Here is a 26,190-nt window from a genome sequence, read left to right as displayed (position 1 = left end):
ACAAAACTGACGAGTACTTTTCTATGGCTGAAACAAAAACTAAACAGCCGCGTCTACTGGTGACATTAACAGCCGCGTTTGCCGCATTCTGCGCGCTGTATTTGTTAATCGGTGGCGTATGGCTGGTCGCGATTGGCGGCTCCTGGTACTACCCGATTGCGGGTCTGGTTATGGTTGGCGTAACCGTCCTGCTTTTACGCAGAAAACAATCTGCTCTGTGGCTGTACGCAGCGTTACTGCTCGCAACCATGATCTGGGGCGTCTGGGAAGTCGGGTTCGACTTCTGGGCGTTGACGCCGCGCAGCGACATTCTGGTCTTCTTCGGTATCTGGCTGATCCTGCCGTTTGTCTGGCGTCGTCTGATCGTCCCTTCCAGTGGCGCCGTGGCCGGTCTGGTCGTTGCCCTGCTGATTAGTGGCGGCATCCTGACCTGGGCCGGTTTTAACGACCCGCAGGAGATCAACGGTACGCTGAACGCGGAATCCACGCCGGCTGCGGCTATTTCGCAGGTGGCGGACGGTGACTGGCCTGCTTATGGTCGTAATCAGGAAGGTCAACGCTACTCTCCGCTGAAGCAGATCAACGCGGACAACGTGAAAAACCTGAAGGAAGCCTGGGTATTCCGTACCGGCGACCTGAAGATGCCAAACGATCCGGGTGAGCTGACCAACGAAGTGACCCCAATTAAAGTGGGCAACATGCTCTACCTGTGTACGGCGCACCAGCGTCTGTTCGCGCTCGACGCGGCTACCGGTAAAGAGAAATGGCACTTTGATCCACAGCTGAACTCCAACCCGTCGTTCCAGCACATTACCTGCCGCGGCGTCTCTTACCACGAAGCGCGCGCCGATAATGCCAGCCCGGAAGTCATTGCCGACTGTCCTCGCCGCATTATGCTGCCGGTGAACGATGGCCGCCTGTTTGCCATTAATGCTGAGACCGGCAAGCTGTGCGAAACCTTCGCCAATAAAGGCATTCTGAATCTTCAGACCAACATGCCGGACACCACGCCGGGCCTGTATGAACCGACCTCCCCGCCAATCATCACCGATAAAACCATCGTGATTGCCGGTTCGGTAACGGATAACTTCTCCACCCGTGAAACCTCCGGCGTTATCCGTGGTTTCGACGTGAACACCGGTAAACTGCTGTGGGCCTTCGACCCGGGCGCGAAAGATCCTAACGCGATCCCATCGGATGAACACACCTTTACCTTTAACTCACCGAACTCCTGGGCACCGGCAGCGTATGACGCGAAGCTGGACCTGGTCTATCTGCCGATGGGCGTGACCACGCCGGATATCTGGGGCGGTAACCGTACGCCGGAGCAGGAACGTTACGCCAGCTCCATCGTGGCGCTGAACGCAACGACCGGTAAACTGGCATGGAGCTACCAGACCGTTCACCACGATCTGTGGGATATGGATATGCCGTCCCAGCCGACGCTGGCGGACATTACCGTTAACGGTAAAACCGTACCGGTGATTTACGCCCCGGCGAAAACCGGTAACATCTTCGTGCTTGATCGTAGCAACGGTAAGCTGGTTGTTCCTGCGCCGGAAAAACCGGTTCCGCAGGGTGCGGCCAAAGGCGACTACGTCACCAAAACGCAGCCGTTCTCTGACCTGAGCTTCCGTCCGAAGAAAGATCTCAGCGGTGCAGACATGTGGGGTGCCACCATGTTTGACCAGCTGGTATGCCGCGTGATGTTCCACCAGCTGCGCTACGAAGGGATTTTCACCCCGCCGTCAGAGCAGGGTACGCTGGTCTTCCCGGGTAACCTGGGGATGTTCGAATGGGGTGGGATCTCCGTTGACCCTAACCGTCAGGTCGCCATCGCTAACCCAATGGCGCTGCCGTTCGTTTCCCGCCTGATCCCTCGTGGTCCGGGTAACCCAATGGAGCAGCCGAAAGATGCGAAAGGCAGCGGTACCGAAGCCGGTATCCAGCCGCAGTATGGCGTTCCTTATGGTGTGACCCTGAATCCGTTCCTTTCTCCGTTCGGTCTGCCGTGTAAACAGCCTGCCTGGGGTTACATCTCCGGTCTGGATCTGAAGACCAACAAGATCGTCTGGAAGAAACGTATTGGTACGCCACAGGACAGCATGCCGTTCCCGATGCCTGTTCCAGTGCCTTTCAATATGGGTATGCCAATGCTGGGTGGCCCAATCTCCACCGCCGGTAACGTGCTGTTCATCGCGGCAACCGCAGATAACTACCTGCGCGCGTACAACATGACCAACGGTGAGAAACTGTGGCAAGGCCGTCTGCCAGCCGGTGGACAGGCAACGCCGATGACCTATGAAGTGAATGGCAAGCAGTACGTTGTCATCTCTGCGGGTGGTCACGGTTCGTTTGGCACGAAGATGGGCGACTATATTGTCGCGTATGCACTGCCTGACGACGCTAAGTAACGAAAAAGCCCGGTGGCGCTAACGCTTACCGGGCCTACGGGTGCCCTATGTAGGCCGGGTAAGGCGAAGCCGCCACCCGGCTTTTTTTTATACGGTAAAACCGAGCATCATCCCCGTATCTTCATGCTCCAGCAGATGACAGTGGGCCATATAGGCAAACTCTTTCGGCGCCTCGTGGTCGAACTTCACCAGCACCTCGCTGACGCCGCCTTCCACCCTCACCGTATCTTTCCAGCCCGCACGATGCGCCTCCGGCGCTTTACCATTTTCAGACAGAATACGGAACTGCGTGCCGTGGATATGGAACGGGTGCAGCATCATGTCGCCTTCGCCTGAAATCACCCAGCGTTCAAACTGCCCTTTCGTGGCGGCGAACATGGGCGTGTTCATATCGAACGCTTTGCCGTTGATGCGGTTGGCGTTGTGGAAATCGAAACCATGGCCGCCGTGATCCATGCCGCCCATTTTACCGTGGTCCATATTCATATGGCCCATCATCTGGCCATGATGCATTCCCGCCATGGCCTGATTGCCGTACTTCTTCATTAGCGCCTGCATGCCCATCATGTCGAGCATCGGATCCATAGAAAGCTGAAGTTTACGCTGCGTAAGCCCGTCCAGCGACGGGAGTGCTGGCAGCGTGGTGAGGGTCTCCGGCAGCGTACCGGAGGCGGTGATCTGTAGCGGCTGAATGCGCAGGACCGGATGCGGCTTATCAAACGGCGCAACGGCCATGCCCATCTGGCTGACCGGCAGGGTCACCAGGTCAAACGCTTTGCCATCGCTGATGTCCACCAGCACCTCGAAGCGCTCCCCCATCAGCATCGGCAGCTCGCTCACCTTCACCGGCTCCGGCAGCAGGCCGCCGTCGCTTGCCACCACGTAAAGCGGGCGTTTATCGCTGGTGGCGAAGTTCAGCGAGCGGGCGTTACAGCCGTTAAGCAAACGTAAGCGCAGCCAGCCTTTTGGCGCGGCATGCTGCGGGTAGATCGCGCCGTTGGTCAGGAGTGTATCGCCAAACCAGCCTACCGCCGCGCTCATTACGTCCAGCTGATAGTCAATTTGCCCGTCAGCGTTGAATTTTTTGTCCTGCACAATCACCGGGACATCGTCGATTCCCCACTGTTTTGGCAGGCGCAGCAGGCGGCTTTCATCGTCTTCAATCAGCACCAGGCCGGCCAGCCCCATCGCCACCTGATGGCCCGTTTTGCCATGCTGATGCGGGTGGAACCAGCAGGTCGCCGCGCGTTGTTCCGGAGTAAAGGTTACGCTGCGTTTACCTCCAGGCCTGATGATGCCCTGAGGCCCTCCATCCACTTCGCCCGGGACTTCCAGCCCGTGCCAGTGCAGCGTGGTCTCTTCCGCAAGCGTGTTATGAATGTCTACCGTCACCGCCTTCCCTTTGCGTAACTGCAACGCCGGGCCGAGCAGATTGCCGTTATAGCCCCACGTCGTGGCGGCGTGCTGACCGAACGTGGTTTTACCGGCCTGCACCACAAGCTGAATGCGGCTGCGGGCATCTGCGGCGAGTAATTCAGGAATGGGTAAAGCCGGTCTGTCGGCGGCAAAAACGGCGCGGCTCCAGAGAGGTAACGCGCTGGCAACCCCCAGTGCGGCAGAAAATTTTAAAAAATCACGACGTTGCATGTGCATTTCCTTATTTCCAGCAGGCGATCTTTTGAGCATAAACCCTCCCCTTACCGGAAGGTCAAGCACGGCGGCAATAATAAAGATCGTCGGCCTGGCATCAAATATGCTAACGTTAATTTTCCGTGATGCAGTGGTAAAGGCAATGAAGACGTTTTTCAGAACAATTTTGTTCGCCAGCCTGATGGCGATGTGTGCGAACAGTTACGCGCTAAGTGAAAACGAAGCGGAAGATATGGCCGATCTGACGGCAGTTTTTGTTTTTCTGAAAAACGATTGTGGTTACCAGAATTTACCCAATGGGCAAATTCGTCGCGCACTGGTCTTTTTTGCCCAGCAGAACCAATGGGACCTCAGCAACTACGACAGCTTCGACATGAAGGCGCTCGGTGAAGACAGCTACCGTGATTTAAGCGGTATTGGCATTCCCACTGCTAAAAAATGCAAAGCGCTGGCTCGCGATTCACTCAGCCTGCTCGCCTACGTGAAGTAACCTTCCCGACGCCCCTTGTTGACCCGTTAACCGCCTCACGGCGGTGTTGTGTTGCGCCCAACTGCCGGATGTAATGGATGTTAACGAAGGAGGTGCTCCCCATGACCGAAAAAACGGTATGGCAAGAAACGCTGCATGATCAGTTTGGTCAGTATTTTGCCGTGGATAACGTGCTCTATCATGAGAAAACCGATCATCAGGATTTGATAATCTTCGAAAACGCCGCCTTTGGCCGCGTGATGGCGCTGGACGGCGTGGTGCAAACCACCGAGCGCGACGAGTTTATCTATCACGAAATGATGACCCACGTCCCGCTGCTGGCCCACGGCCACGCGAAGGACGTGCTGATTATCGGCGGCGGCGACGGCGCGATGCTGCGTGAAGTCTCTCGCCATCAGAATGTCGAAACCATCACCATGGTGGAAATCGACGCCGGTGTGGTGTCGTTCTGCCGCCAGTATCTGCCCAACCATAATGCCGGCAGCTATGACGATCCGCGGTTTAATCTGGTTATCGATGATGGCGTCAATTTTGTTAACCAGACTACGCAAACGTTTGATGTCATTATCTCTGACTGTACCGACCCTATCGGTCCGGGCGCGTCGCTGTTTACCTCGTCGTTTTACGAAGGCTGCAAGCGCTGCCTGAAGCCTGGCGGAATTTTTGTGGCGCAAAACGGCGTTTGCTTCCTGCAACAGGATGAAGCGCTTGATAGCCACCGTAAGCTGAGCACCTATTTTACTGACGTCAGCTTCTACCAGGCGGCGATCCCCACTTACTACGGCGGGATCATGACCTTTGCCTGGGCGACGGATAACGACGTTCTGCGCCATCTCTCTACCGAGATCGTGCAGGCCCGCTTCCACCAGGCCGGACTCCAGTGCCGCTACTACAACCCGGCGATCCACACCGCAGCCTTTGCGTTGCCTCAATATCTGCAAGACGCGCTGTCCTCAAAGGAGGTGAACTAATTGAAAAAGCTTAAACTGCATGGCTTTAACAATCTGACCAAAAGCCTGAGTTTTTGTATTTACGATATCTGCTACGCCAAAACAGCAGAAGAGCGCGATGGTTACATCGCCTATATCGATGAACTCTACAACGCCAACCGTCTGACCGAGATCCTGACAGAGACCTGCTCGATTATCGGCGCGAACATCCTGAATATCGCGCGCCAGGATTATGAGCCTCAGGGTGCGAGCGTCACCATTCTGGTGAGTGAAGAGCCGGTTGACCCGAAGCTTATCGACAAAACCGAGCACCCCGGCCCGCTGCCGGAAGTGGTAGTCGCCCACCTGGATAAAAGCCACATCTGCGTGCACACCTACCCGGAAAGCCACCCGGAAGGCGGGCTGTGTACCTTCCGCGCGGATATTGAAGTGTCGACCTGCGGCGTGATTTCACCGCTGAATGCGTTGAATTATTTAATCCACCAGCTGGAATCCGATATCGTCACTATTGATTATCGCGTGCGTGGTTTTACCCGTGATATCAACGGCATGAAGCACTTCATTGATCATGAGATCAACTCCATTCAGAACTTCATGTCCGAAGACATGAAGTCGCTGTACGACATGATGGATGTGAACGTCTATCAGGAGAATATCTTCCATACCAAGATGATGCTTAAAGAGTTCGATCTTAAGCACTATATGTTCCATACCAGGCCGGAAGATTTAAGTGACGAAGAGCGTAAGGTCATTACCGACCTGCTCTGGAAAGAGATGCGCGAAATTTACTACGGCCGTAACATTCCGACCGTGTAAACGTGATCCGGAGCAGGGACGCTTCGGGGAATTACTTCTGTTTCATAAAATCGCGGTAGGCGTTCAACACGCTCAGGAAGTCTTCCACGCCGCAAAGCGACAGGCTCTCTTCGTCGTAGTAGCTCATCCCCTCTTCCATCTCATCACCCGAGAACTCAAGTTGGTTGGCGCGCACCATCACCTCTTCGCCATCCATCCACAGCGTGTATTCGTGCCCGGCGCGTTGCCAGGAGCGTTCACTGCCTTTCACCGTTTCCGCCGCCTGTTCGACTTCATCCAGCAGCGCGAGGTTCTCTTTCACCTCTTCGTTAAACCAGTGTCCAACGGCTTCGTGCCCCATCGACATTCGCACTTTCACCACGCCGGTGATGTCGCGCAAAAATTCGTAATCCATAGCGTTTTCCTCTGCAAAGCCATTAGGGTAATTATCGCAGCAGAGAGGAAGAAAAAAAGCGGGAGAGGTGGGAGGAATGAAAATAAAAACCCACCGACGTTGCGATGGGTTTTGTAGGCCCGGTAAGCGTAGCGCCACCGGGCAATGGGTCAGGTGCGGAGCGGTCTGGTGCCCTCACCCCCAGCCCCTCTCCCACGGGAGAGGGTAGCATTTATACTGCGGTCTGGAAGATTACCCCGTCAGCCTTCTCGGTGTACTGAGAGAGCTGGTCGAAGTTCAGATAGCGATAGGTATCCACCGCCGTCTTATCTACCTGAGCCACAAAGGTCTGGTACTCTTCCGGCGTTGGCAGTTTACCAATCAGCGCCGCAACCGCCGCCAGTTCCGCAGAGGCCAGGTAAACGTTCGCCCCGGTACCTAAACGGTTCGGGAAGTTACGGGTTGAGGTGGACACCACCGTCGCACCGTCGGCCACGCGCGCCTGGTTGCCCATGCACAGGGAACAGCCAGGGATTTCGATACGCGCCCCGCTCTTACCAAACACGCTGTAGTAGCCCTCTTCGGTCAGCTGTGCCGCGTCCATACGGGTTGGCGGCGCCACCCACAGACGGGTTGGCAGCTGGCCTTTATGGGTATCCAGCAGCTTACCGGCAGCACGGAAGTGGCCGATGTTGGTCATACAGGAGCCGATGAACACTTCGTCGATCTTATCGCCCTGTACGTCAGAGAGCAGACGCGCATCGTCCGGATCGTTAGGCGCACACAGGATTGGCTCTTTGATATCCGCCAGATCGATCTCAATCACCGCCGCGTACTCTGCGTCAGCATCGGCTTCCAGCAGCTGCGGATCCGCCAGCCATTTTTCCATGCCCTGAATACGACGCTCCAGCGTACGACGGTCGCCGTAGCCTTCCGCAATCATCCACTTCAGCAGCACGATGTTGGAGGTCAGATACTCAATAATCGGCTCTTTGTTCAGCTTGATGGTACAGCCCGCCGCAGAACGCTCGGCAGAGGCATCGGTCAGCTCGAACGCCTGCTCCACTTTCAGATCCGGCAGACCTTCAATTTCCAGAATGCGGCCAGAGAAGATGTTTTTCTTGCCTTTCTTCTCAACGGTCAGCAGACCCTGTTTAATGGCATACAGCGGGATTGCGTGCACCAGATCGCGCAAGGTAATGCCCGGCTGCATTTTACCTTTGAAGCGCACCAGCACCGATTCAGGCATGTCCAGCGGCATCACGCCGGTCGCTGCGGCAAACGCCACCAGACCGGAACCCGCCGGGAAGGAGATCCCGATTGGGAAACGGGTATGGGAGTCACCGCCGGTACCGACGGTATCCGGCAGCAGCATGCGGTTCAGCCAGGAGTGGATAACGCCGTCGCCCGGACGCAGGGAGACACCGCCACGGTTCATAATGAAATCAGGCAGCGTGTGGTGCGTGGTTACGTCAACCGGCTTCGGATACGCCGCGGTGTGGCAGAAGGACTGCATCACCAGATCGGAAGAGAAGCCCAGGCACGCCAGGTCTTTCAGTTCGTCACGGGTCATTGGGCCAGTGGTGTCCTGAGACCCCACGGAGGTCATTTTCGGTTCGCAGTACGCGCCAGGACGGATACCGGCGACGCCGCAGGCGCGACCCACCATTTTCTGTGCCAGCGAGAAGCCGCGGTTGCTTTCCGCCACGTCTTTCGCCTGACGGAATACGTCACTGTGCGGCAGACCCAGCGCTTCACGCGCTTTGGTGGTCAGGCCACGGCCGATGATCAGCGGAATACGGCCACCGGCACGCACTTCGTCGATCAGCACGTCGGTTTTCAGTTCGAAGCTGGCCAGCAGTTCGTTGGTTTCGTGGTTGCGTACTTCGCCTTTATACGGGTAAACGTCAATCACGTCGCCCATGTTCAGGTTGCTCACGTCCACTTCAATTGGCAGCGCGCCCGCATCTTCCATGGTGTTGAAGAAGATTGGCGCAATTTTGCCGCCGAGGCACAGGCCGCCGCCGCGCTTGTTCGGCACGTGCGGAATGTCGTCGCCCATGAACCACAGCACGGAGTTGGTGGCGGATTTACGGGAAGAACCGGTACCAACCACGTCACCGACGTAAGCCAGCGGGAAACCTTTTTGTTGCAGGGCTTCGATCTGTTTGATCGGGCCAACCACGCCTGGCTGATCCGGCTCAATGCCTTCACGGGCGTTTTTCAGCATCGCCAGGGCGTGCAGTGGGATATCCGGGCGAGACCATGCATCCGGCGCCGGAGAAAGGTCATCGGTGTTGGTTTCACCGGTCACTTTAAAGACGGTAACGGTAATTTTTTCAGCAAGCTGAGGGCGGTTCAGGAACCATTCGGCATCGGCCCAGGACTGCATCACCTGCTTCGCGTAAACGTTGCCTGCTTTGGCTTTTTCTTCCACATCGTAGAAGTTATCGAACATCAGCAGCGTTGAAGAGAGCGCTTTGGCAGCAATTGGCGCCAGCTTGTCGTTATCCAGCGCGTCAATCAGCGGATGAATGTTATAGCCGCCCTGCATGGTGCCGAGCAGTTCAATCGCTTTTTCAGGAGTAACCAGTGGGGAGGTGGCTTCGCCTTTGGCAACGGCGGCAAGGAATCCGGCTTTTACGTAGGCAGCTTCATCTACGCCAGGCGGTACACGGTTGATCAGCAGATCTAACAGGAATTCTTCTTCGCCCTCAGGCGGGTTCTTCAGCAGCTCGACGAGCGCGGCCATTTGGGTTGCATCTAACGGTTTGGGTACAATTCCCTCGGCGGCACGTTCTGCTACGTGCTTACGGTATTCTTCTAGCACGACGGTTCTCCTCGCTCTCATTGTCATATGCGGCGGGCGTTCTCTTCACGCTCCTGTGAGACAGCAGTTTGTAGGGTAAATGCCCGATACCGCGTCGGGCAGCATAGCAGGATTTCTGCACAGTGTTAATCTGTTTACAAAAAAGCAACATTAAAAAATTTGCTGAATCGTTAAGCATGGTGTAGCAACCCGTCACCGGGCCCGTAAGCAGTTCCGTAAGTCTGTCGTCACCCCGACAACGCGCTGCTGGTCGCTCGCGCGGCCTTCTGAATTTCCGTCGCCTGTTCAGCCATCCGATATAATTGTGTAATAAATACTCACACTCTTTATCCGGATGCTTCGGAGGTTTTCCCAACAAAAGTTAAAACTGTAAAACACGGGTGAATGATACTCGCGGCAACAGCAACGCCTCACGGCACTGCACTCGTCTCGTTGGAGTCAATCTATGAAGTTGCCTTTTAAACCACATCTTCTTGTTCTGCTTTGCAGTGCGGGGCTGTTTGCCGCCTCGGGCGTCATGTTCGTTAAAAGCCGCGTAACGGAACCCGCTCCCGCTCCTGCACCTGCGCCGGTTGCCCCGGTGGCGACTCCGGCTTATACCGCCGCGCAGATCGATCAGTGGACCGCGCCCATTGCGCTCTACCCCGACGCGCTGCTGTCGCAAATTCTGATGGCCTCAACCTATCCGGCGAGCGTGATTCAGGCCGCCCAGTGGTCCAAGGACAACCCTAAAATGCAGGGTGATGCCGCCATTCAGGCGGTCAGCGGGCAGCCATGGGATGCCAGCGTAAAATCGCTGGTCGCTTTTCCGCAGTTAATGTCGCTGATGGGGGAAAACCCGTCGTGGGTACAGAGCCTCGGCGACGCCTTTCTGGCCCAGCCAAAGGATGTGATGGATTCCGTGCAGCGTCTGCGCCTGCTGGCGCAGCAGACAGGCACGTTGCAATCCACCCCGCAGCAGACCGTCACCACCGTGAAAAAATCTGCGCCAGCCTCCACCAGTACAGCCGCGACGTCAACGTCGGCTAGTCCGACGGTGATTAAAATTGAGCCAGCCGATCCACAGGTGGTTTATGTCCCTACCTACAACCCTTCCACCGTTTACGGTACGTGGCCAAACGCCAGCTATCCGCCGGTGTATCTGCCCCCGTCTCCCGGCCAGCAGTTTACCAATAGTTTTGTCAGAGGCTTCGGCTATAGTCTCGGCGTAGCCACCACCTATGCGCTGTTCAGCAACATCGACTGGGACGATGACGACGATCACCATCACGATCATGATGACGATCACCACGGCGGTTATTCGCATAACGGCGATAACATTAATATTAATGTTAATAACTTCAATAAGATCACCGGCGAGCACCTTACCGATAATCATCAGGTCTGGCAGCATAATCCGGCCTACCGCAACGGCGTGCCCTACGCCAATAGCCAGCTTGCCAGCCGCTATCATCAGACTTCAGTGCCGGGCGGGCTGAGCGCTACCCGGCAGCAGCCGGTCAACCGCGATAGCCAGCGGCAGGCCGCGATGGCGCAGGTACAGCAGTCGACGGGCAAAACCCTCACACAGCTACAGCATGGCGACGCGCATTTCCCGCAACATTCAGCGTCCGCGCAGCAGCTGAAGCAGCTCTCTCAGCGCAGCAACTATCGCGGCTACGACAGCGCGCAGCCCCACGCACAACGGATGAATAATACTCTTGCGCAAACCAGACGCCCGACGCAGGTTCAGCATCAGCCGCTGCGGGCAAACGCCCTGAGCGGCAACGACAGCCGCTCGGCCAACTGGCAGGCCCAGCACCAGCGCGGGCTGCAAAGCCGCCAGCACGCGTCGCTGAACAGTGAACAGCGTGCCAGCTTCCGCCAGCAGCTGTCCGAACACCATACCGAACACCGTGAATTCCATCGTCGTTAAGGGAGCCGCTATGAACATGAAACCGATCGGTGGAATGCTGTTGTTGATGGTATCCACCTTCGCCTGCGCCCAGCAATCCTTCTCCACGCCTGAGCAGGCAGCCAATGCCCTGACAAAGGCCATCAGCGAGCAGAATGAGCGCGCGATGGCCGACCTGCTGGGGGATAACTGGCGCGACTATCTGCCACCTGAAGGGGTTGATCCGGAGGCGGTGGCTCGATTCCTGCGTGACTGGAAGATAAACCATCGTACCGAAATCAGCGGCGATATTGCCCATCTGTCAGTTGGCGATAACGGCTGGCAACTCCCCATACCGGTAGTGAAGAAAAAAGAGGGCTGGCAATTTGATATGCAGAAAGCGGCGGATGAGATCCTGACCCGCGAAATCGGCCGCAACGAACTCGCGGCTATCGAAGCGCTGCACGCCTACGTCGACGCACAGCAGAGCTACTACGCCATGAACCACCGCTATGCGCAGAAGATTGTCAGCACGCCAGGGCTAAAAGACGGCCTGTACTGGCCCATCTCGCCGGGCGAAGCGCCAAGCCCGCTGGGTCCCGCCTTCAGCCCGCCGGAGCCAGGTATGGGCTATCACGGTTATCGGTTCCGCATTCTGCCGGATAAAAATGGCTTTGCGATGGTTGCCTGGCCCGTGAGCTATGGTCAGACGGGGGTAATGAGCTTTGTCGTTAATCAGGATGACAAAGTTTATCAGGCAAATCTCGGCAACGATTCGGCGCAGAAAGCGCAGGCGCTCGCTGCATACCACCCGGATAAAACCTGGCAGCCTGTCACCCCCTGAACGCGGCGCATAAAAAAAGCGGCCTGAGGCCGCTTTTTTCATCTGAAGAAAATTATTTCTTCTTCGCTTTCGCGTTTGGCAGGTCCGTAATGCTACCTTCAAACACTTCTGCCGCCAGGCCCACGGACTCGTGCAGAGTCGGGTGAGCGTGGATGGTCAGCGCGATGTCTTCCGCGTCACAGCCCATTTCGATAGCCAGACCGATTTCACCCAGCAGCTCGCCGCCGTTGGTACCGACAATCGCACCACCGATAACACGGTGAGTCTCTTTGTCGAAGATCAGTTTGGTCATACCGTCTGCGCAGTCGGAAGCGATAGCACGGCCAGAAGCAGCCCACGGGAAGGTGGCGGTTTCGTAGCTGATGCCTTTCTCTTTCGCTTCTTTCTCAGTCAGACCGACCCATGCAACTTCTGGCTCGGTGTACGCGATAGATGGGATCACTTTCGGATCGAAGTAGTGCTTCATGCCGGCGATAACTTCAGCGGCAACGTGACCTTCGTGAACACCTTTGTGCGCCAGCATTGGCTGACCGACGATATCGCCGATAGCAAAGATGTGCGGCACGTTGGTGCGCAGCTGTTTGTCAACGCGGATGAAGCCACGGTCGTCCACTTCCACGCCAGCTTTGCCCGCGTCGAGGTTTTTACCGTTCGGCACACGACCGATAGCCACCAGCACGGCGTCGTAACGCTGTGGTTCGGATGGGGCTTTTTTGCCTTCCATGGAAACGTAAATACCGTCTTCTTTCGCTTCAACGGCAGTCACTTTGGTTTCCAGCATCAGGTTGAATTTCTTGCTGATGCGTTTGGTGAAGACTTTAACGATGTCTTTGTCGGCAGCCGGGATAACCTGGTCGAACATTTCAACCACGTCGATCTCTGAACCCAGCGCATGGTACACGGTACCCATTTCCAGACCGATGATACCGCCGCCCATAACCAGCAGGCGCTTAGGAACGGTTTTCAGCTCCAGCGCATCGGTGGAATCCCACACGCGTGGATCTTCATGTGGAATGAATGGCAGTTCGATTGGGCGAGAGCCTGCCGCGATGATCGCGTTGTCGAAGTTAATCACGGTTTTGCCGTTTTCGCCTTCCACTTCCAGGGTGTTCGCACCGGTGAATTTACCCAGACCGTTTACCACTTTCACCTTACGGCCTTTGGCCATACCCGCCAGACCGCCGGTCAGCTGAGTGATAACTTTCTCTTTCCAGGTACGAATTTTGTCGATGTCGGTTTTCGGCTCGCCGAAGACGATACCGTGTTCAGCCAGCGCTTTGGCTTCTTCGATAACTTTCGCTACGTGCAGCAGCGCTTTAGAAGGGATACAGCCGACGTTCAGACAAACACCGCCGAGGGTGCTGTAACGTTCTACGATGACGGTTTCCAGACCTAAATCCGCGGCGCGAAATGCTGCGGAGTAACCTGCCGGGCCTGCCCCAAGTACTACGACCTGAGTTTTGATTTCTGTGCTCATCATGACCTCTTAATGTATACCCGTCGTCCACCGGGTCGTTCTATCCGCCCGTATTTTACAAAATTGTTAACAATTTTGAAACAACAAACGGCTCACGAATTATCGCTTTCACCAATAACCTCAAAAACCCCATGAGATTATCAGAAAAAAGCCGGCCGACTGGCCGGCTTTTCGATTACATCACCAGGCGGCGAATGTCGCTCAGCATGTTGTTGATGATGGTGATGAAACGCGCACCATCAGCCCCGTCGATCACGCGGTGGTCGAAGGACAGAGAGATTGGCATCATCAGACGCGGCACGAACTCTTTGCCATTCCACACCGGCTCCATCGCGGACTTGGACACACCGAGGATAGCCACTTCCGGCGCGTTCACAATCGGCGCGAAGTGGGTGGTACCCAGGCCGCCGATGCTGGAGATAGTGAAGCAGCCGCCCTGCATTTCGCCGGCAGTCAGCTTACCATCACGCGCTTTTTTGGAGATGGTGGTCAGTTCACGGGACAGCTCAGTGACGCTCTTCTTGTTCACGTCTTTGAAGACCGGAACAACCAGACCATTTGGCGTATCAACCGCAACACCGATGTTGATGTATTTCTTCAGCGTCAGCTTCTGGCCGTCTTCGGACAGGGAGCTGTTGAAGCGAGGCATCTGCTCAAGGGCAGCGGCAACCGCTTTCATGATGAAGACCACTGGAGTGAACTTCACGTCCAGCTTACGCTTCTCAGCTTCGGCGTTCTGCTGTTTACGGAACGCTTCCAGATCGGTGATATCGGTCTTATCGAAGTGGGTAACGTGCGGGATCATTACCCAGTTACGGCTCAGGTTCGCACCCGAGATTTTCTGGATACGGCCCAGTTCCACTTCTTCGATTTCACCGAACTTGCTGAAGTCTACTTTCGGCCATGGCAGCATGCCCGGGATACCGCCACCGGCAGCAGCAGGTGCAGCTTCGGCGCGTTTCACCGCATCTTTCACGTAAGCCTGAACGTCTTCGCGCAGGATACGGCCTTTACGACCAGTGCCCTTCACTTTCGCCAGGTTCACACCGAATTCGCGCGCCAGGCGACGAATCAGCGGAGTCGCGTGGACGTAAGCGTCGTTTTCAGCGAACTCAGATTTTTCTGCTTTAGCAGCAGGGGCAGCAGCCGGTTTAGCAGCCTGAGCCGGTGCAGCAGCCGGTGCCGGAGCAGCCGCGGCAGCTGGAGCGGCGGCAGGTGCTGCGCCTTCCACTTCGAAGACCATGATCAGAGAGCCGGTAGATACTTTGTCGCCGGTGTTGATTTTGATCTCTTTAACGGTACCGGCGAACGGCGCAGGCACTTCCATAGAAGCTTTGTCGCCTTCAACGGTGATCAGTGACTGTTCAGCGGCAACTTTGTCGCCCACTTTTACCATCACTTCGGTCACTTCAACTTCGTCACCGCCGATGTCCGGTACGTTAACGTCTTTCACGCCGCCAGCAGCCGCTGGAGCCGGAGCAGCTTCCGCTTTCGCTGGAGCCGCAGCGCCTTCAGCGCCCGCCACTTCGAAAATCATGATCAGGGAACCTGTAGACACTTTGTCGCCGGTGTTGATCTTGATCTCTTTAACGGTACCCGCGAACGGTGCCGGCACTTCCATAGAGGCTTTGTCGCCTTCTACGGTGATCAGTGACTGCTCGGCCGCAACGGTATCGCCCACTTTCACCAGGATTTCAGTGACTTCAACTTCGTCACCGCCGATGTCAGGCACGTTCACTTCTTTCGCTGCCGCGGCCGCTGCTGGAGCAGCAGCAGGTGCTGCTTCTTTCTTCTCTTCCTGCGCAGGTGCAGCAGCTGCTGCACCGTCGGCGGAATCGAAAATCATGATCAGTTTACCGGTCTCGGTTTTATCGCCAACAGAGACTTTGATCTCTTTAACGATGCCAGCCTGAGGAGACGGGACTTCCATAGAAGCTTTGTCGCCTTCTACGGTGATCAGCGACTGTTCAGCTTCAACTTTGTCGCCCACTTTGACCAGGATCTCGGTGATTTCAACTTCATCAGCCCCGATGTCCGGTACATTGATTTCGATAGCCATTATTCTTTTACCTCTTACGCCAGACGCGGGTTAACTTTATCTGCATCGATGTTGAATTTGGTAATTGCGTCTGCAACCACTTTCTTATCGATTTCGCCACGTTTAGCCAGTTCGCCCAGTGCTGCTACTACCACGTAGGAAGCATCAACTTCGAAGTGGTGACGCAGGTTTTCGCGGCTGTCAGAACGACCGAAGCCGTCAGTACCCAGTACGCGATAATCATCAGCTGGAACGTAAGTACGAACCTGCTCAGCGAACAGTTTCATATAGTCAGTAGACGCCACCGCTGGCGCGTCGTTCATCACCTGAGCGATGTACGGAACGCGTGGGGTTTCCATTGGGTGCAGCATGTTCCAGCGCTCACAATCCTGGCCATCACGCGCCAGTTCAGTGAAGGAGGTAACAGAGTACACATCGGAACCCACACCGTAGTCTTTCGCCAGGATCTGCGCTGCTTCACGAACGTGACGCAGGATAGAACCGGAGCCCAGCAGCTGAACTTTACCTTTGCTACCTTCGATGGTTTCGAGTTTGTAGATACCTTTACGGATACCTTCCTCGGCACCTGCTGGCATTGCCGGCATGTGGTAGTTTTCGTTCAGGGTGGTGATGTAGTAGTAAATATTCTCTTGCGCTTCACCGTACATGCGCTGCAAGCCGTCATGCATGATGACTGCCACTTCGTACGCGTAAGACGGGTCGTAAGAGATACAGTTAGGGATAGTCAGAGACTGAATGTGGCTGTGACCATCTTCGTGCTGTAGACCTTCACCGTTCAGGGTCGTACGACCAGAAGTACCCCCGATCAGGAAGCCGCGAGCCTGCTGGTCGCCTGCCTGCCAGCACAGGTCACCGATACGCTGGAACCCGAACATGGAGTAGTAGATGTAGAACGGGATCATCGGCAGGTTGTTGGTGCTGTAAGAAGTCGCAGCAGCCAGCCAGGATGCGCCTGCACCCAGTTCGTTGATACCTTCCTGAAGGATCTGACCTTTCTCGTCTTCTTTGTAGTATGCAACCTGCTCACGGTCCTGCGGGGTGTACTGCTGACCGTTCGGGCTGTAGATACCGATTTGACGGAACAGACCTTCCATACCGAAAGTACGCGCTTCGTCGGCGATGATTGGAACCAGACGATCTTTGATCGACTTGTTCTTCAGCATCACGTTCAGGGCACGAACGAAAGCGATAGTGGTAGAGATCTCTTTGTTCTGCTCTTCCAGCAGCTGAGAGAAATCTTCCAGCGCTGGCAGTTCCAGCTTCTCGGTGAAGTTAGGCTGACGAGCAGGCAGGTAGCCTTTCAGCGCCTGACGACGTTCGTGCAGGTACTTGTGCTCTTCAGAACCTTCCGGGAAGGTGATGTAAGACAGTTTTTCTACCTGCTCATCGGTCACTGGAACGTTGAAACGATCGCGGATATAACGCACGCCGTCCATGTTCATTTTCTTAACCTGGTGAGCGATGTTTTTACCTTCTGCGGTATCACCCATGCCGTAACCTTTAATGGTGTGGGCCAGGATCACAGTCGCTTTACCTTTGGTTTCACGCGCTTTTTTCAGTGCAGCGTAAACTTTCTTCGGATCGTGACCACCGCGGTTCAGCGCCCAGATCTGCTCGTCAGTCCAGTCTGCAACCAGGGCTGCGGTTTCAGGATATTTGCCGAAGAAGTGCTCACGAACGTAGGCACCGTCTTTGGATTTGAAGGTCTGGTAGTCGCCGTCAACGGTTTCGTTCATCAGCTGGATCAGTTTACCGCTGGTGTCTTTACGCAGCAGCTCATCCCAACGACCGCCCCACATCACTTTGATCACGTTCCAGCCAGCACCTGCGAAGATGCCTTCCAGTTCGTTGATGATCTTGCCGTTACCGGTTACCGGACCATCCAGACGTTGCAGGTTACAGTTGATGATGAAGCACAGGTTGTCCAGCTTCTCACGGGTCGCGATGGTGATCGCGCCTTTAGATTCTGGCTCATCCATTTCACCGTCGCCCAGGAAGGCGTAAACGGTCTGCTCAGAGGTGTCTTTCAGACCACGGTGTTCCAGGTACTTCAGGAATTTAGCCTGATAGATCGCACCGATTGGACCCAGACCCATAGATACGGTCGGGAACTGCCAGAACTCAGGCATCAGTTTAGGGTGCGGGTAAGAAGACAGACCCTTACCGTGAACTTCCTGACGGAAGTTGTTCATCTGCTCTTCAGTCAGACGACCTTCCAGGAAAGCACGTGCATAGATGCCCGGAGAGATGTGGCCCTGGAAGTACACCAGATCGCCGCCATCTTTCTCGTTAGCTGCACGGAAGAAGTGGTTGAAGCACACTTCGTAAATGGTCGCAGAAGACTGGAAGGACGCCATGTGGCCACCCAGTTCCAGGTCCTTCTTGGATGCGCGCAGAACGGTCATGATGGCGTTCCAGCGGATAGCAGAACGGATACGGCGTTCCAGATCCAGATTGCCCGGGTATTCCGGTTCGTCTTCGACGGCAATCGTGTTTACGTAGTTGCTAGCCCCTGCACCTGAAGCCACTTTCACGCCGCCTTTGCGTGCTTCTGAAAGCAGCTGATCAATCAGATACTGAGCGCGCTCAACACCTTCTTCACGGATAACCGATTCGATCGCCTGTAGCCAGTCGCGAGTTTCGATCGGATCCACGTCATTTTGGAGACGTTCTGACATGGGGGTATTCCTTATCTATCTAATACGTTGATTTGTCTGGAACCTGTCCCATTGTATTTTCGCCAGAAAACACAATAAGACAGGTTCTGCGTTTAGTTGCCGCGCTCTAAAAGTACCTGGCGCTTAATCCTTTCGTTGCTGTATGCGGCGTAATGAACGTTCGCGACGCGATTGTTCACGGCTGCGGTCCAGCAAGATTTCCTCAATGAAAGCCAGATGGCGGTGCGACGCTTCGCGCGCCTGCTCCGGTTCCCCGGCCATTATCGCCTCGAATACTCGGGTGCGATGGTTGCTTACCAGTGGGAGCATCTCCCGACGGGCATACAACAATTCAAAATTCTGACGAACGTTCTGGGCCAGCATCGGCTCCATGCAGCGTAGCAGATGGAGGAGCACCACGTTGTGCGCCGCTTCGGTGACGGCAATTTGATACTGGACGACGGCATTGGACTCGGCGTCTAAATCGCCGGACTGCTGTGCCCGTTCAATGGCCTGATGCAGCTCGCGAATACGTACGCGGTCTTCATCAGTGCTGCGAAGGGCGGCGTAATAGGCCGCGATACCTTCCAGCGCGTGACGGGTCTCAAGCAGATCAAACTGGGATTCTGGGTGGTCAGAGAGAAGTTCTACCAGCGGGTCGCTGAAGCTCTGCCACAGGCTGTTTTGCACAAAGGTTCCGCCACCCTGGCGACGGAGCAACAGGCCCTTTGCTTCGAGACGTTGAATCGCCTCACGCAGAGAGGGGCGTGAAACGTCGAACTGTTTTGCCAGCTCGCGTTCTGGCGGGAGTTTCTCGCCCGGGCGCAGTGTCCCTTCGAGAATCAAAAACTCCAGCTGCTGCTCAATCACATCGGAAAGTTTTGGTTGGCGAATTTTGCTGTAGGCCATATTCCCTGTCTTACGCCTTTTTGCCCGGAGTCAATTGGTCTTACCAATTTCATGTTCGTATCGCTAAAGTAACAAAGTATTCACCTTCTGTCCATATTGGTTTTGATTGAAATCAGTAAACCCGGCACATTTTAACAACCTTACAGAACTAACGTTTCAGGAATGTAACTTTGCACAAATGAAATGGTTACTACCAAAGAGGCAGTTTTAACCATAATGAAACGAGGGTTTTTGCAATCTGAAGCGATTCAACAAGGCAAAAAATGAAAATTCGCCCTCTTCTGACGCATTTCTATTCTATAGGTTGGGGTATGAGGGGTTAACGTACCGATTTACAATTGGTTTCTTTTTATTCAAGTCGTCTTCATCCCTTCATAAAGCAGGTGCATTCGCTGGCGCTTACCACTATTCTTGCGCTAACGGAAGCCATCTCCGCTTTTTTCGGTATAGTTAACCGTAAAGAAATAAATACAGAATATGGACTTTCATAATTACACACGCACAGCGTGAACATAACAACCACACACGAGGTTTCAAATGGAAGCTCAACAGCATGGCGATCAGCTAAAGCGCGGCCTTAAAAACCGCCATATTCAGCTCATCGCCCTGGGCGGTGCTATTGGTACAGGCCTGTTTCTGGGCAGTGCATCGGTTATCCAGTCGGCCGGTCCGGGCATTATTCTGGGGTACGCGATTGCGGGTTTTATTGCATTTCTGATTATGCGCCAGTTAGGTGAAATGGTTGTTGAGGAGCCGGTCGCAGGCTCATTCAGCCACTTCGCCTATAAATACTGGGGCAGCTTCGCAGGTTTCGCCTCGGGGTGGAACTACTGGGTTCTGTACGTTCTGGTTGCCATGGCCGAGCTGACCGCCGTTGGGAAATACATTCAGTTCTGGTACCCGGAGATCCCCACCTGGGCGTCTGCGGCGGCCTTCTTCGTCATTATCAATGCCATTAACCTGACCAACGTAAAAGTGTTTGGTGAGATGGAGTTCTGGTTTGCCATCATCAAAGTGATTGCCGTTGTAGCGATGATCATCTTCGGCGGCTGGCTGCTGTTCAGCGGCAACGGCGGTCCACAGGCCACCGTGCGCAACCTTTGGGAGCAAGGCGGGTTCCTGCCGCACGGCATGACCGGTCTGGTGATGATGATGGCAATTATCATGTTCTCCTTCGGCGGTCTGGAGCTGGTGGGCATCACCGCCGCGGAAGCCGACAACCCGGAGCAGAGCATCCCGAAAGCCACTAACCAGGTTATCTACCGTATTCTGATCTTCTATGTGGGCTCCCTGGCGGTCCTGCTCTCCCTGCTGCCATGGACGCGCGTGACGGCGGATACCAGCCCGTTTGTGCTCATCTTCCACGAGCTGGGCGACACCTTCGTGGCGAACGCGCTCAACGTCGTGGTGCTGACCGCCGCGCTCTCCGTTTATAACAGCTGCGTTTACTGCAACAGCCGTATGCTGTTCGGCCTGGCGCAACAGGGCAACGCACCGAAAGCGCTGCTTACCGTTGATAAGCGTGGCGTACCGGTTAATACCATCATCGTGTCGGCGGTCGTGACGGCGCTGTGCGTTCTGATTAACTACCTGGCACCGGAATCTGCCTTCGGTCTGCTGATGGCGCTGGTGGTTTCCGCGCTGGTGATTAACTGGGCGATGATTAGCCTCGCGCACATCAAGTTCCGCCGCGCCAAGCACCAGCAGGGCGTAACCACGCGCTTCCCTGCCCTGCTCTATCCGCTGGGGAACTGGGTTTGCCTGCTGTTCATGGCAGCTGTGCTGGTCATCATGCTCATCACCCCAGGCATGGCGATTTCCGTCTACCTGATCCCGGTCTGGATTGCGATCCTCGGCGTGGGTTATATGGTGAAACAGAAAAATGCCAAAACGGTGAAAGCGCACTAAGTGTTTTCTCGCTGTACTCGCGGTTGCGGGTACAGCGTCTTGTTACCTTCCTCACAAATTCGCGCCTACAGCAAAATCCTCCATATCACCGCCTTTATATTGCAACGCATATATTCGTTTGCCAGCGAATAATTCTCTCCATACCGAAACCCGGAGAGCTGTCGATGAATAACAACAAACTGTCAGTAAAAGAAAAGATCGGCTATGGCATGGGTGACGCCGGATGCAACATTATCTTTGGCGCCATCATGTTATTTGTTAACTACTTTTATACGGATATTTTTGGTCTGGCTCCTGCACTGGTTGGCGTTTTACTCCTGTCCGTACGCGTCATTGATGCCATCACGGACCCAATTATGGGCGCGATTGCCGACCGTACCCGCAGCAAATATGGCCGGTTTCGTCCATGGCTGCTGTGGATTGCCTTCCCCTATGCGCTGTTCAGCATTCTGATGTTCACCACGCCGGAGTGGAGCTATAACAGCAAAGTTATCTATGCCTTTGTCACCTACTTCCTGCTGTCGCTGACCTATACGGCTATCAACATTCCCTACTGCTCGCTGGGCGGAGTGATCACCAACGACCCGAAAGAGCGCGTTGCCTGCCAGTCCTACCGTTTTGTTATGGTTGGTATCGCCACTCTGCTGCTGTCGCTAACGCTCCTGCCGATGGCCGACTGGTTCGGTGGGGATAACAAAGCCAAAGGCTACCAGATGGCGATGACCGTGCTGGCGCTGATTGGTACCTGCATGTTCCTGTTCTGCTTCGCCACGGTGCGCGAGCGCGTGCGTCCGGCGGTGCAAACCCATGACGAACTGAAAAACGACCTGAAAGACGTGTGGAAGAACGACCAGTGGGTGCGGATCCTGCTGTTAACCCTGTGCAACGTCTGCCCTGGCTTTATCCGCATGGCGGCCACCATGTATTACGTCACTTGGGTCATGGGGCAAAGCACCCATTTCGCCACGCTGTTTATCAGCCTGGGCGTGGTCGGCATGATGTTCGGCAGTATGCTGGCGAAAGTGCTGACCGACCGCTGGTGTAAGCTGAAGGTCTTCTTCTGGACCAACATCGTGCTGGCGATTTTCTCCTGCGCCTTTTACTTCTTCGACCCGAAAGCGACGACAACTATTGTCGTGCTCTACGTCCTGCTGAACATCCTGCACCAGATCCCGTCACCGCTGCACTGGTCCCTGATGGCCGACGTGGATGACTACGGCGAGTGGAAAACCGGGAAACGCATCACCGGGATCAGCTTCTCCGGCAACATCTTCTTCCTGAAGCTGGGTCTGGCGATTGCCGGGGCAATGGTCGGCTTCCTGCTCTCCTGGTACGGCTACGACGCGGGCGCAAAAGCGCAGAGCGCGGACGCCATCAACGGGATCGTGCTGCTGTTTACCGTCATTCCCGGCATTGGATACTTAATTACCGCGGGCGTAGTACGTCTGCTGAAAGTGGACCGTGAGACCATGAAGCAGATCCAGTCCGATCTGGAAAAGCGTCGCACCAACTATCGCGAGCTGAACGATTATCAGGAACTCAAAGCCGCTGAGACTAAATAAGGAAAGCCGAATGCAAACCTGGCCAAACCCGTTTATTGAACAACGCGCCGACCCGTATATCCTGCGTCACGATGGGCAATATTACTTTATCGCCTCCGTACCGGAGTACGATCGGCTGGCGATCCGCTGCGCGGACTCGCTGGAAGGTTTACGCGATGCCGAAGAGGTGGTTGTCTGGCGCAAGCCCGACACCGGCCCGATGAGCCAGCTGATCTGGGCACCGGAGCTGCATCATATCGACGGCAGGTGGTACATCTATTTTGCCGCCACGCATACCCAGGCGCTTGATCAGCTCGGGATGTTCCAGCATCGCATGTTTGCCATTGAATGCGCAGACGGCGATCCGCTCACCGGTACGTGGGTGGAAAAAGGGCAAATCAAAACCCCGTTTGACACCTTCGCGCTGGATGCCACCACCTTTGTTCATCAGGGTAAACGCTGGTATCTGTGGGCGCAAAAAGCCCCGGATATTTCCGGTAACTCCAATCTTTACCTGTGTGAAATGGAAAATCCGTGGACGCTGAAAGGCGAGCCGGTGATGCTCAGTAAACCGGAATATGACTGGGAGTGCCGTGGGTTCTGGGTCAACGAAGGCCCGGCGGTGCTGTTCCATGGCGATAAGCTGTTTATCAGCTATTCCGCCAGCGCCACCGACGAGAACTACTGCATGGGATTACTGTGGGCAGACCTGAATGCCGATCCGCAAAACCCGGCTAACTGGCATAAATCCCCGCGCCCGGTGTTTGTCACCAGCTACGAAAACCGTCAGTATGGGCCAGGCCATAACAGCTTTACGCAGACGCCGGAAGGCGAAGATGTGCTGGTCTACCACGCGCGAAACTACACTGAAATTGAAGGCGATCCGCTTTACGATCCCAATCGCCATACTCGCCTGAAACTCATCCGCTGGAACGAAAACGGGATGCCTGATTTCGGCATCCCGCCCGCAGATACGCTGTAACGGCTTCGGCGCGCTGGCTTAAACCAGCGTGCCGTAAATCGTCAGCAGCGCCACAATCACCACCACCACAAACGACGTTTTCTTTGCCATCGAGACGGCAGCCTTTGGCGTTGCGACTTTATCCGTGTGCGGCTCACGCGCCAGCGAGAACTGTGCCAGTCGGGTTAAAACCTGATACTGCGAGGTATGGCGGTCTGCAAGGGAGACAAACCACGCGGGCAGCGCCTTTTCACCGTGACCGATGAGGGCATAGACCACGCCTACCAGACGCACCGGAAGCCAGTCGAGCACGTGCAGGATGGCATCAATGCCGGACTGTAGACGTTCATGCGGCGTAAGATAGCGGGCAAGCCAGGTCTGCCAGGCGCGCAGGAACGCATAACCCATCAGCAGTACCGGCCCCCAGGGTCCGCCCACCACGAACCAGAACAGCGGCGCCAGGTAGTAACGGAAGTTGATCCACAGCAGCGCGTTTTGCAGCTCCCGCAGAAACTCGCGTTCATCGCAGTCCGGCGGTACGCCGTGGATCATCGTCAGCTCGCTCGCCATCGCGCCGCGCGCGTGGGCATCATCCCGGGAAGCGGCTTTCAGATACGCGTGATAGTGCAAACGCACCTTGCCCGCGCCAATACACAGCACGCCGAGCAGGATCCACACCACCAGCAGCGGCACGTTGAAAAAGAGGCCGTAAAGCGAGCGCAGCAACAGGAACGTAATCGCCATCACGCCTGCCGCCATCAGCAACGTGCGCAGCATGGAAAAATGCCTGATGCGGCGGAATAACACCTCCAGCCGATGATCCAGATGCCAGTGCTCGCCGAGCTTAAACAGGCGTTCAGCGATCATAACCAGCAGCATGGTAAACAACGTCATGTTATCTCCTTATCTGACGACGTGGTAAGCATGGCGTGAAACCGGGACCAGTCAAACGCCGGGCCGGGGTCGGTTTTTCTTTCGGGGGCGATGTCGCTGTGCCCTGTAATATTGTCTGCAATGGCGGGATAGCGCCCGATTAACGTTTGCGTTACAGCAACCAGTTTCTCATATTGCGCATCGGTGTAAGGCGTGGTGTCCGTTCCTTCCAGTTCAATTCCAATAGAGAAATCATTGCACCGCTCGCGCCCCTGATACATCGACACGCCAGCATGCCAGGCTCGCTTATCAAAAGGAACATACTGAACCACTTCGTCATCACGACGGATCAGACAGTGCGCCGATACGCGCAGATGCGCAATCTCAGCAAAGAAGGGGTGGGCATCGGGATCTATCGTTCCAGTGAATAACGCATCGATCCACGGACCGCCAAACTCACCCGGCGGGAGACTAATATTGTGAACCACCAGCAGTGTGGGCTTTTCATCCTCCGGGCGGCAGTCGTGGTGCGGCGACGGTACATGCCGCGCGTCCACCAGCCATCCGTTTTCTAACAACATGCTGGAACTCCTTATCTATGGTGCTGTTACTCGGTTCAGAGTAGCATGTTTCAATATTATGATTCGTTACCAATTTGGAGTTTTATCATGCCGCCTCGCCGCTATAACCCCGACCACCGACGTGACGCGCTTCTGGAACGTATTAATAGTGATATCCCGGCAAGCGTTGCCCATGCCCTGAAAGAAGATCTCGGCGGCGACGTCAGCGCCGATAACGATATTACCGCCCAATTGTTGCCAAAAGAGACACGCTCGCATGCGGTGATCATCACCCGCGAAGCGGGGGTTTTCTGCGGCAAACGCTGGGTTGAGGAGGTCTTTACCCAGCTGGCAGGCGACGAGGTGCAGGTAACATGGCACGTTGAAGACGGTGATGCGGTCACGGCGAATCAGCCACTGTTCGAGCTGGACGGCCCGTCCCGCGTCTTGCTGACCGGTGAACGCACCGCGCTCAATTTTGTGCAAACGCTCTCTGGCGTTGCCAGTGAAGTACGCCGCTACGTTGACCTGCTGGCAGGCACCCGCACGCAGCTGCTGGATACCCGTAAAACCCTGCCGGGCCTGCGGACCGCGCTGAAATACGCGGTACTCTGCGGTGGCGGCGCCAACCATCGTCTGGGGCTATCCGATGCCTTCCTGATCAAAGAGAACCACATTATTGCCTCTGGCTCGGTGCGTCAGGCCGTGGAAAAAGCCTTCTGGCTGCATCCGGATGTGCCGGTCGAAGTGGAAGTGGAAACGCTGGAGGAGCTGGACGAGGCCATTAAAGCGGGGGCTGACATCATCATGCTCGATAACTTCGACACGGAGCAGATGCGTGAAGCGGTCAAACGCACAAACGGCCAGGCGCAGCTTGAGGTGTCCGGCAACGTGACGTTCGACACCATCCGCGAATTTGCTGAAACCGGCGTCGATTACATCTCCGTTGGCGCCCTGACCAAGCACGTCCGCGCCCTCGACCTCTCGATGCGCTTCAAATAAATT

19 protein-coding genes are annotated in these 26,190 nt (G+C 55.6%); 10 read left to right on the top strand and 9 right to left on the bottom strand.

Annotation, left to right across the window (positions count from 1 at the left end; all coding sequences use genetic code 11):
* Positions 1–23 precede the first annotated feature (23 nt).
* On the top strand, positions 24–2,414 hold the full coding sequence (locus L379_RS18665) for a glucose/quinate/shikimate family membrane-bound PQQ-dependent dehydrogenase (protein ID WP_003856304.1): 2,391 nt from the start codon (positions 24–26) through the stop codon (positions 2,412–2,414).
* An 87-nt stretch (positions 2,415–2,501) separates the two neighbouring features.
* On the opposite strand, the gene cueO is transcribed toward L379_RS18665, so the two are convergent.
* Positions 2,502–4,061, bottom strand: a complete 1,560-nt coding sequence (gene cueO / locus L379_RS18670; protein ID WP_032652587.1) for a multicopper oxidase CueO — start codon at positions 4,059–4,061, stop codon at positions 2,502–2,504.
* A gap of 145 nt (positions 4,062–4,206) precedes the next feature.
* Between cueO and L379_RS18675 the strand changes: the two genes are divergently transcribed.
* The 3 genes from L379_RS18675 (at position 4,207) to speD (ending at position 6,320) form a co-directional block, all read left to right on the top strand.
* Positions 4,207–4,554: a YacC family pilotin-like protein gene (locus tag L379_RS18675; protein WP_003856306.1), complete on the top strand. Its 348-nt coding sequence runs from the start codon at positions 4,207–4,209 to the stop codon at positions 4,552–4,554.
* A gap of 101 nt (positions 4,555–4,655) precedes the next feature.
* On the top strand, positions 4,656–5,525 hold the full coding sequence (gene speE / locus L379_RS18680; RefSeq protein WP_032652585.1) for a polyamine aminopropyltransferase: 870 nt from the start codon (positions 4,656–4,658) through the stop codon (positions 5,523–5,525).
* A complete protein-coding gene (gene speD / locus L379_RS18685; protein ID WP_017694500.1) occupies positions 5,526–6,320 on the top strand; it encodes an adenosylmethionine decarboxylase in 795 nt (264 codons plus the stop codon). It abuts the gene before it with no gap.
* Between the two features lie 31 nt (positions 6,321–6,351).
* Here the strand turns inward: speD and yacL are convergent, their stop codons facing one another.
* Both yacL and acnB read right to left on the bottom strand, forming a co-directional pair.
* Positions 6,352–6,714 (bottom strand): protein YacL, encoded by a 363-nt coding sequence (yacL, locus tag L379_RS18690; protein ID WP_017694501.1) that lies wholly within the window; start codon positions 6,712–6,714, stop codon positions 6,352–6,354.
* Positions 6,715–6,925: 211 nt separating this feature from the next.
* Positions 6,926–9,523 (bottom strand): bifunctional aconitate hydratase 2/2-methylisocitrate dehydratase, encoded by a 2,598-nt coding sequence (gene acnB / locus L379_RS18695; RefSeq protein WP_032103189.1) that lies wholly within the window; start codon positions 9,521–9,523, stop codon positions 6,926–6,928.
* A 445-nt stretch (positions 9,524–9,968) separates the two neighbouring features.
* Here acnB and L379_RS18700 point away from each other — a divergent pair, with 445 nt between their 5' ends.
* Positions 9,969–11,438 (top strand): DUF3300 domain-containing protein, encoded by a 1,470-nt coding sequence (locus tag L379_RS18700; RefSeq protein WP_032652583.1) that lies wholly within the window; start codon positions 9,969–9,971, stop codon positions 11,436–11,438.
* A 10-nt stretch (positions 11,439–11,448) separates the two neighbouring features.
* Complete coding sequence (locus L379_RS18705) at positions 11,449–12,240, top strand: DUF2950 family protein (RefSeq protein WP_032652581.1); 792 nt, start codon at positions 11,449–11,451, stop codon at positions 12,238–12,240.
* A 52-nt stretch (positions 12,241–12,292) separates the two neighbouring features.
* Here L379_RS18705 and lpdA read toward each other — a convergent pair whose 3' ends face one another.
* From lpdA to pdhR, 4 genes are all read right to left on the bottom strand, one after another.
* Positions 12,293–13,717 carry a dihydrolipoyl dehydrogenase gene (gene lpdA / locus L379_RS18710; RefSeq protein WP_003856313.1) on the bottom strand — a complete coding sequence of 475 codons (1,425 nt, stop codon included), beginning with the start codon at positions 13,715–13,717 and terminating at the stop codon, positions 12,293–12,295.
* A 175-nt stretch (positions 13,718–13,892) separates the two neighbouring features.
* The gene (gene aceF, locus L379_RS18715) at positions 13,893–15,776 is read right to left on the bottom strand and encodes a pyruvate dehydrogenase complex dihydrolipoyllysine-residue acetyltransferase (protein ID WP_032652580.1); all 1,884 of its coding nucleotides are present in this window, start codon (positions 15,774–15,776) and stop codon (positions 13,893–13,895) included.
* A 14-nt stretch (positions 15,777–15,790) separates the two neighbouring features.
* The gene (aceE, locus tag L379_RS18720) at positions 15,791–18,454 is read right to left on the bottom strand and encodes a pyruvate dehydrogenase (acetyl-transferring), homodimeric type (protein ID WP_003856315.1); all 2,664 of its coding nucleotides are present in this window, start codon (positions 18,452–18,454) and stop codon (positions 15,791–15,793) included.
* 123 nt (positions 18,455–18,577) lie between these two features.
* Positions 18,578–19,342 carry a pyruvate dehydrogenase complex transcriptional repressor PdhR gene (gene pdhR / locus L379_RS18725; protein ID WP_015572686.1) on the bottom strand — a complete coding sequence of 255 codons (765 nt, stop codon included), beginning with the start codon at positions 19,340–19,342 and terminating at the stop codon, positions 18,578–18,580.
* Between the two features lie 537 nt (positions 19,343–19,879).
* On the opposite strand from pdhR, the gene aroP reads away from it, so the two are divergent.
* The 3 genes from aroP to L379_RS18740 all read left to right on the top strand — a co-directional run bounded on the left by aroP (position 19,880) and on the right by L379_RS18740 (position 23,773).
* Positions 19,880–21,250 carry an aromatic amino acid transporter AroP gene (aroP, locus tag L379_RS18730; RefSeq protein WP_015572685.1) on the top strand — a complete coding sequence of 457 codons (1,371 nt, stop codon included), beginning with the start codon at positions 19,880–19,882 and terminating at the stop codon, positions 21,248–21,250.
* 164 nt (positions 21,251–21,414) lie between these two features.
* Positions 21,415–22,812: a glycoside-pentoside-hexuronide (GPH):cation symporter gene (locus L379_RS18735; protein WP_023303083.1), complete on the top strand. Its 1,398-nt coding sequence runs from the start codon at positions 21,415–21,417 to the stop codon at positions 22,810–22,812.
* Between the two features lie 10 nt (positions 22,813–22,822).
* A complete protein-coding gene (locus tag L379_RS18740; protein WP_017694506.1) occupies positions 22,823–23,773 on the top strand; it encodes a glycoside hydrolase family 43 protein in 951 nt (316 codons plus the stop codon).
* 18 nt (positions 23,774–23,791) lie between these two features.
* Here L379_RS18740 and ampE read toward each other — a convergent pair whose 3' ends face one another.
* On the bottom strand, positions 23,792–24,646 hold the full coding sequence (gene ampE, locus L379_RS18745) for a beta-lactamase regulator AmpE (RefSeq protein WP_003856320.1): 855 nt from the start codon (positions 24,644–24,646) through the stop codon (positions 23,792–23,794).
* Entirely contained in the window at positions 24,643–25,206 is a 564-nt protein-coding gene (gene ampD, locus L379_RS18750; protein ID WP_032652578.1) for a 1,6-anhydro-N-acetylmuramyl-L-alanine amidase AmpD, read from the bottom strand. The genes ampE and ampD overlap by 4 nt, the downstream gene beginning before the upstream one ends.
* An 87-nt stretch (positions 25,207–25,293) precedes the next feature.
* On the opposite strand from ampD, the gene nadC reads away from it, so the two are divergent.
* Positions 25,294–26,187 (top strand): carboxylating nicotinate-nucleotide diphosphorylase, encoded by an 894-nt coding sequence (gene nadC, locus L379_RS18755; RefSeq protein WP_015572681.1) that lies wholly within the window; start codon positions 25,294–25,296, stop codon positions 26,185–26,187.
* The last annotated feature ends 3 nt before the right edge of the window (positions 26,188–26,190 follow it).

The organism is Enterobacter sp. MGH 33 (assembly GCF_000534535.1).
GTDB lineage: Bacteria > Pseudomonadota > Gammaproteobacteria > Enterobacterales > Enterobacteriaceae > Enterobacter > Enterobacter hormaechei_C.
This window is presented reverse-complemented; position numbering and strand designations above follow the sequence as displayed.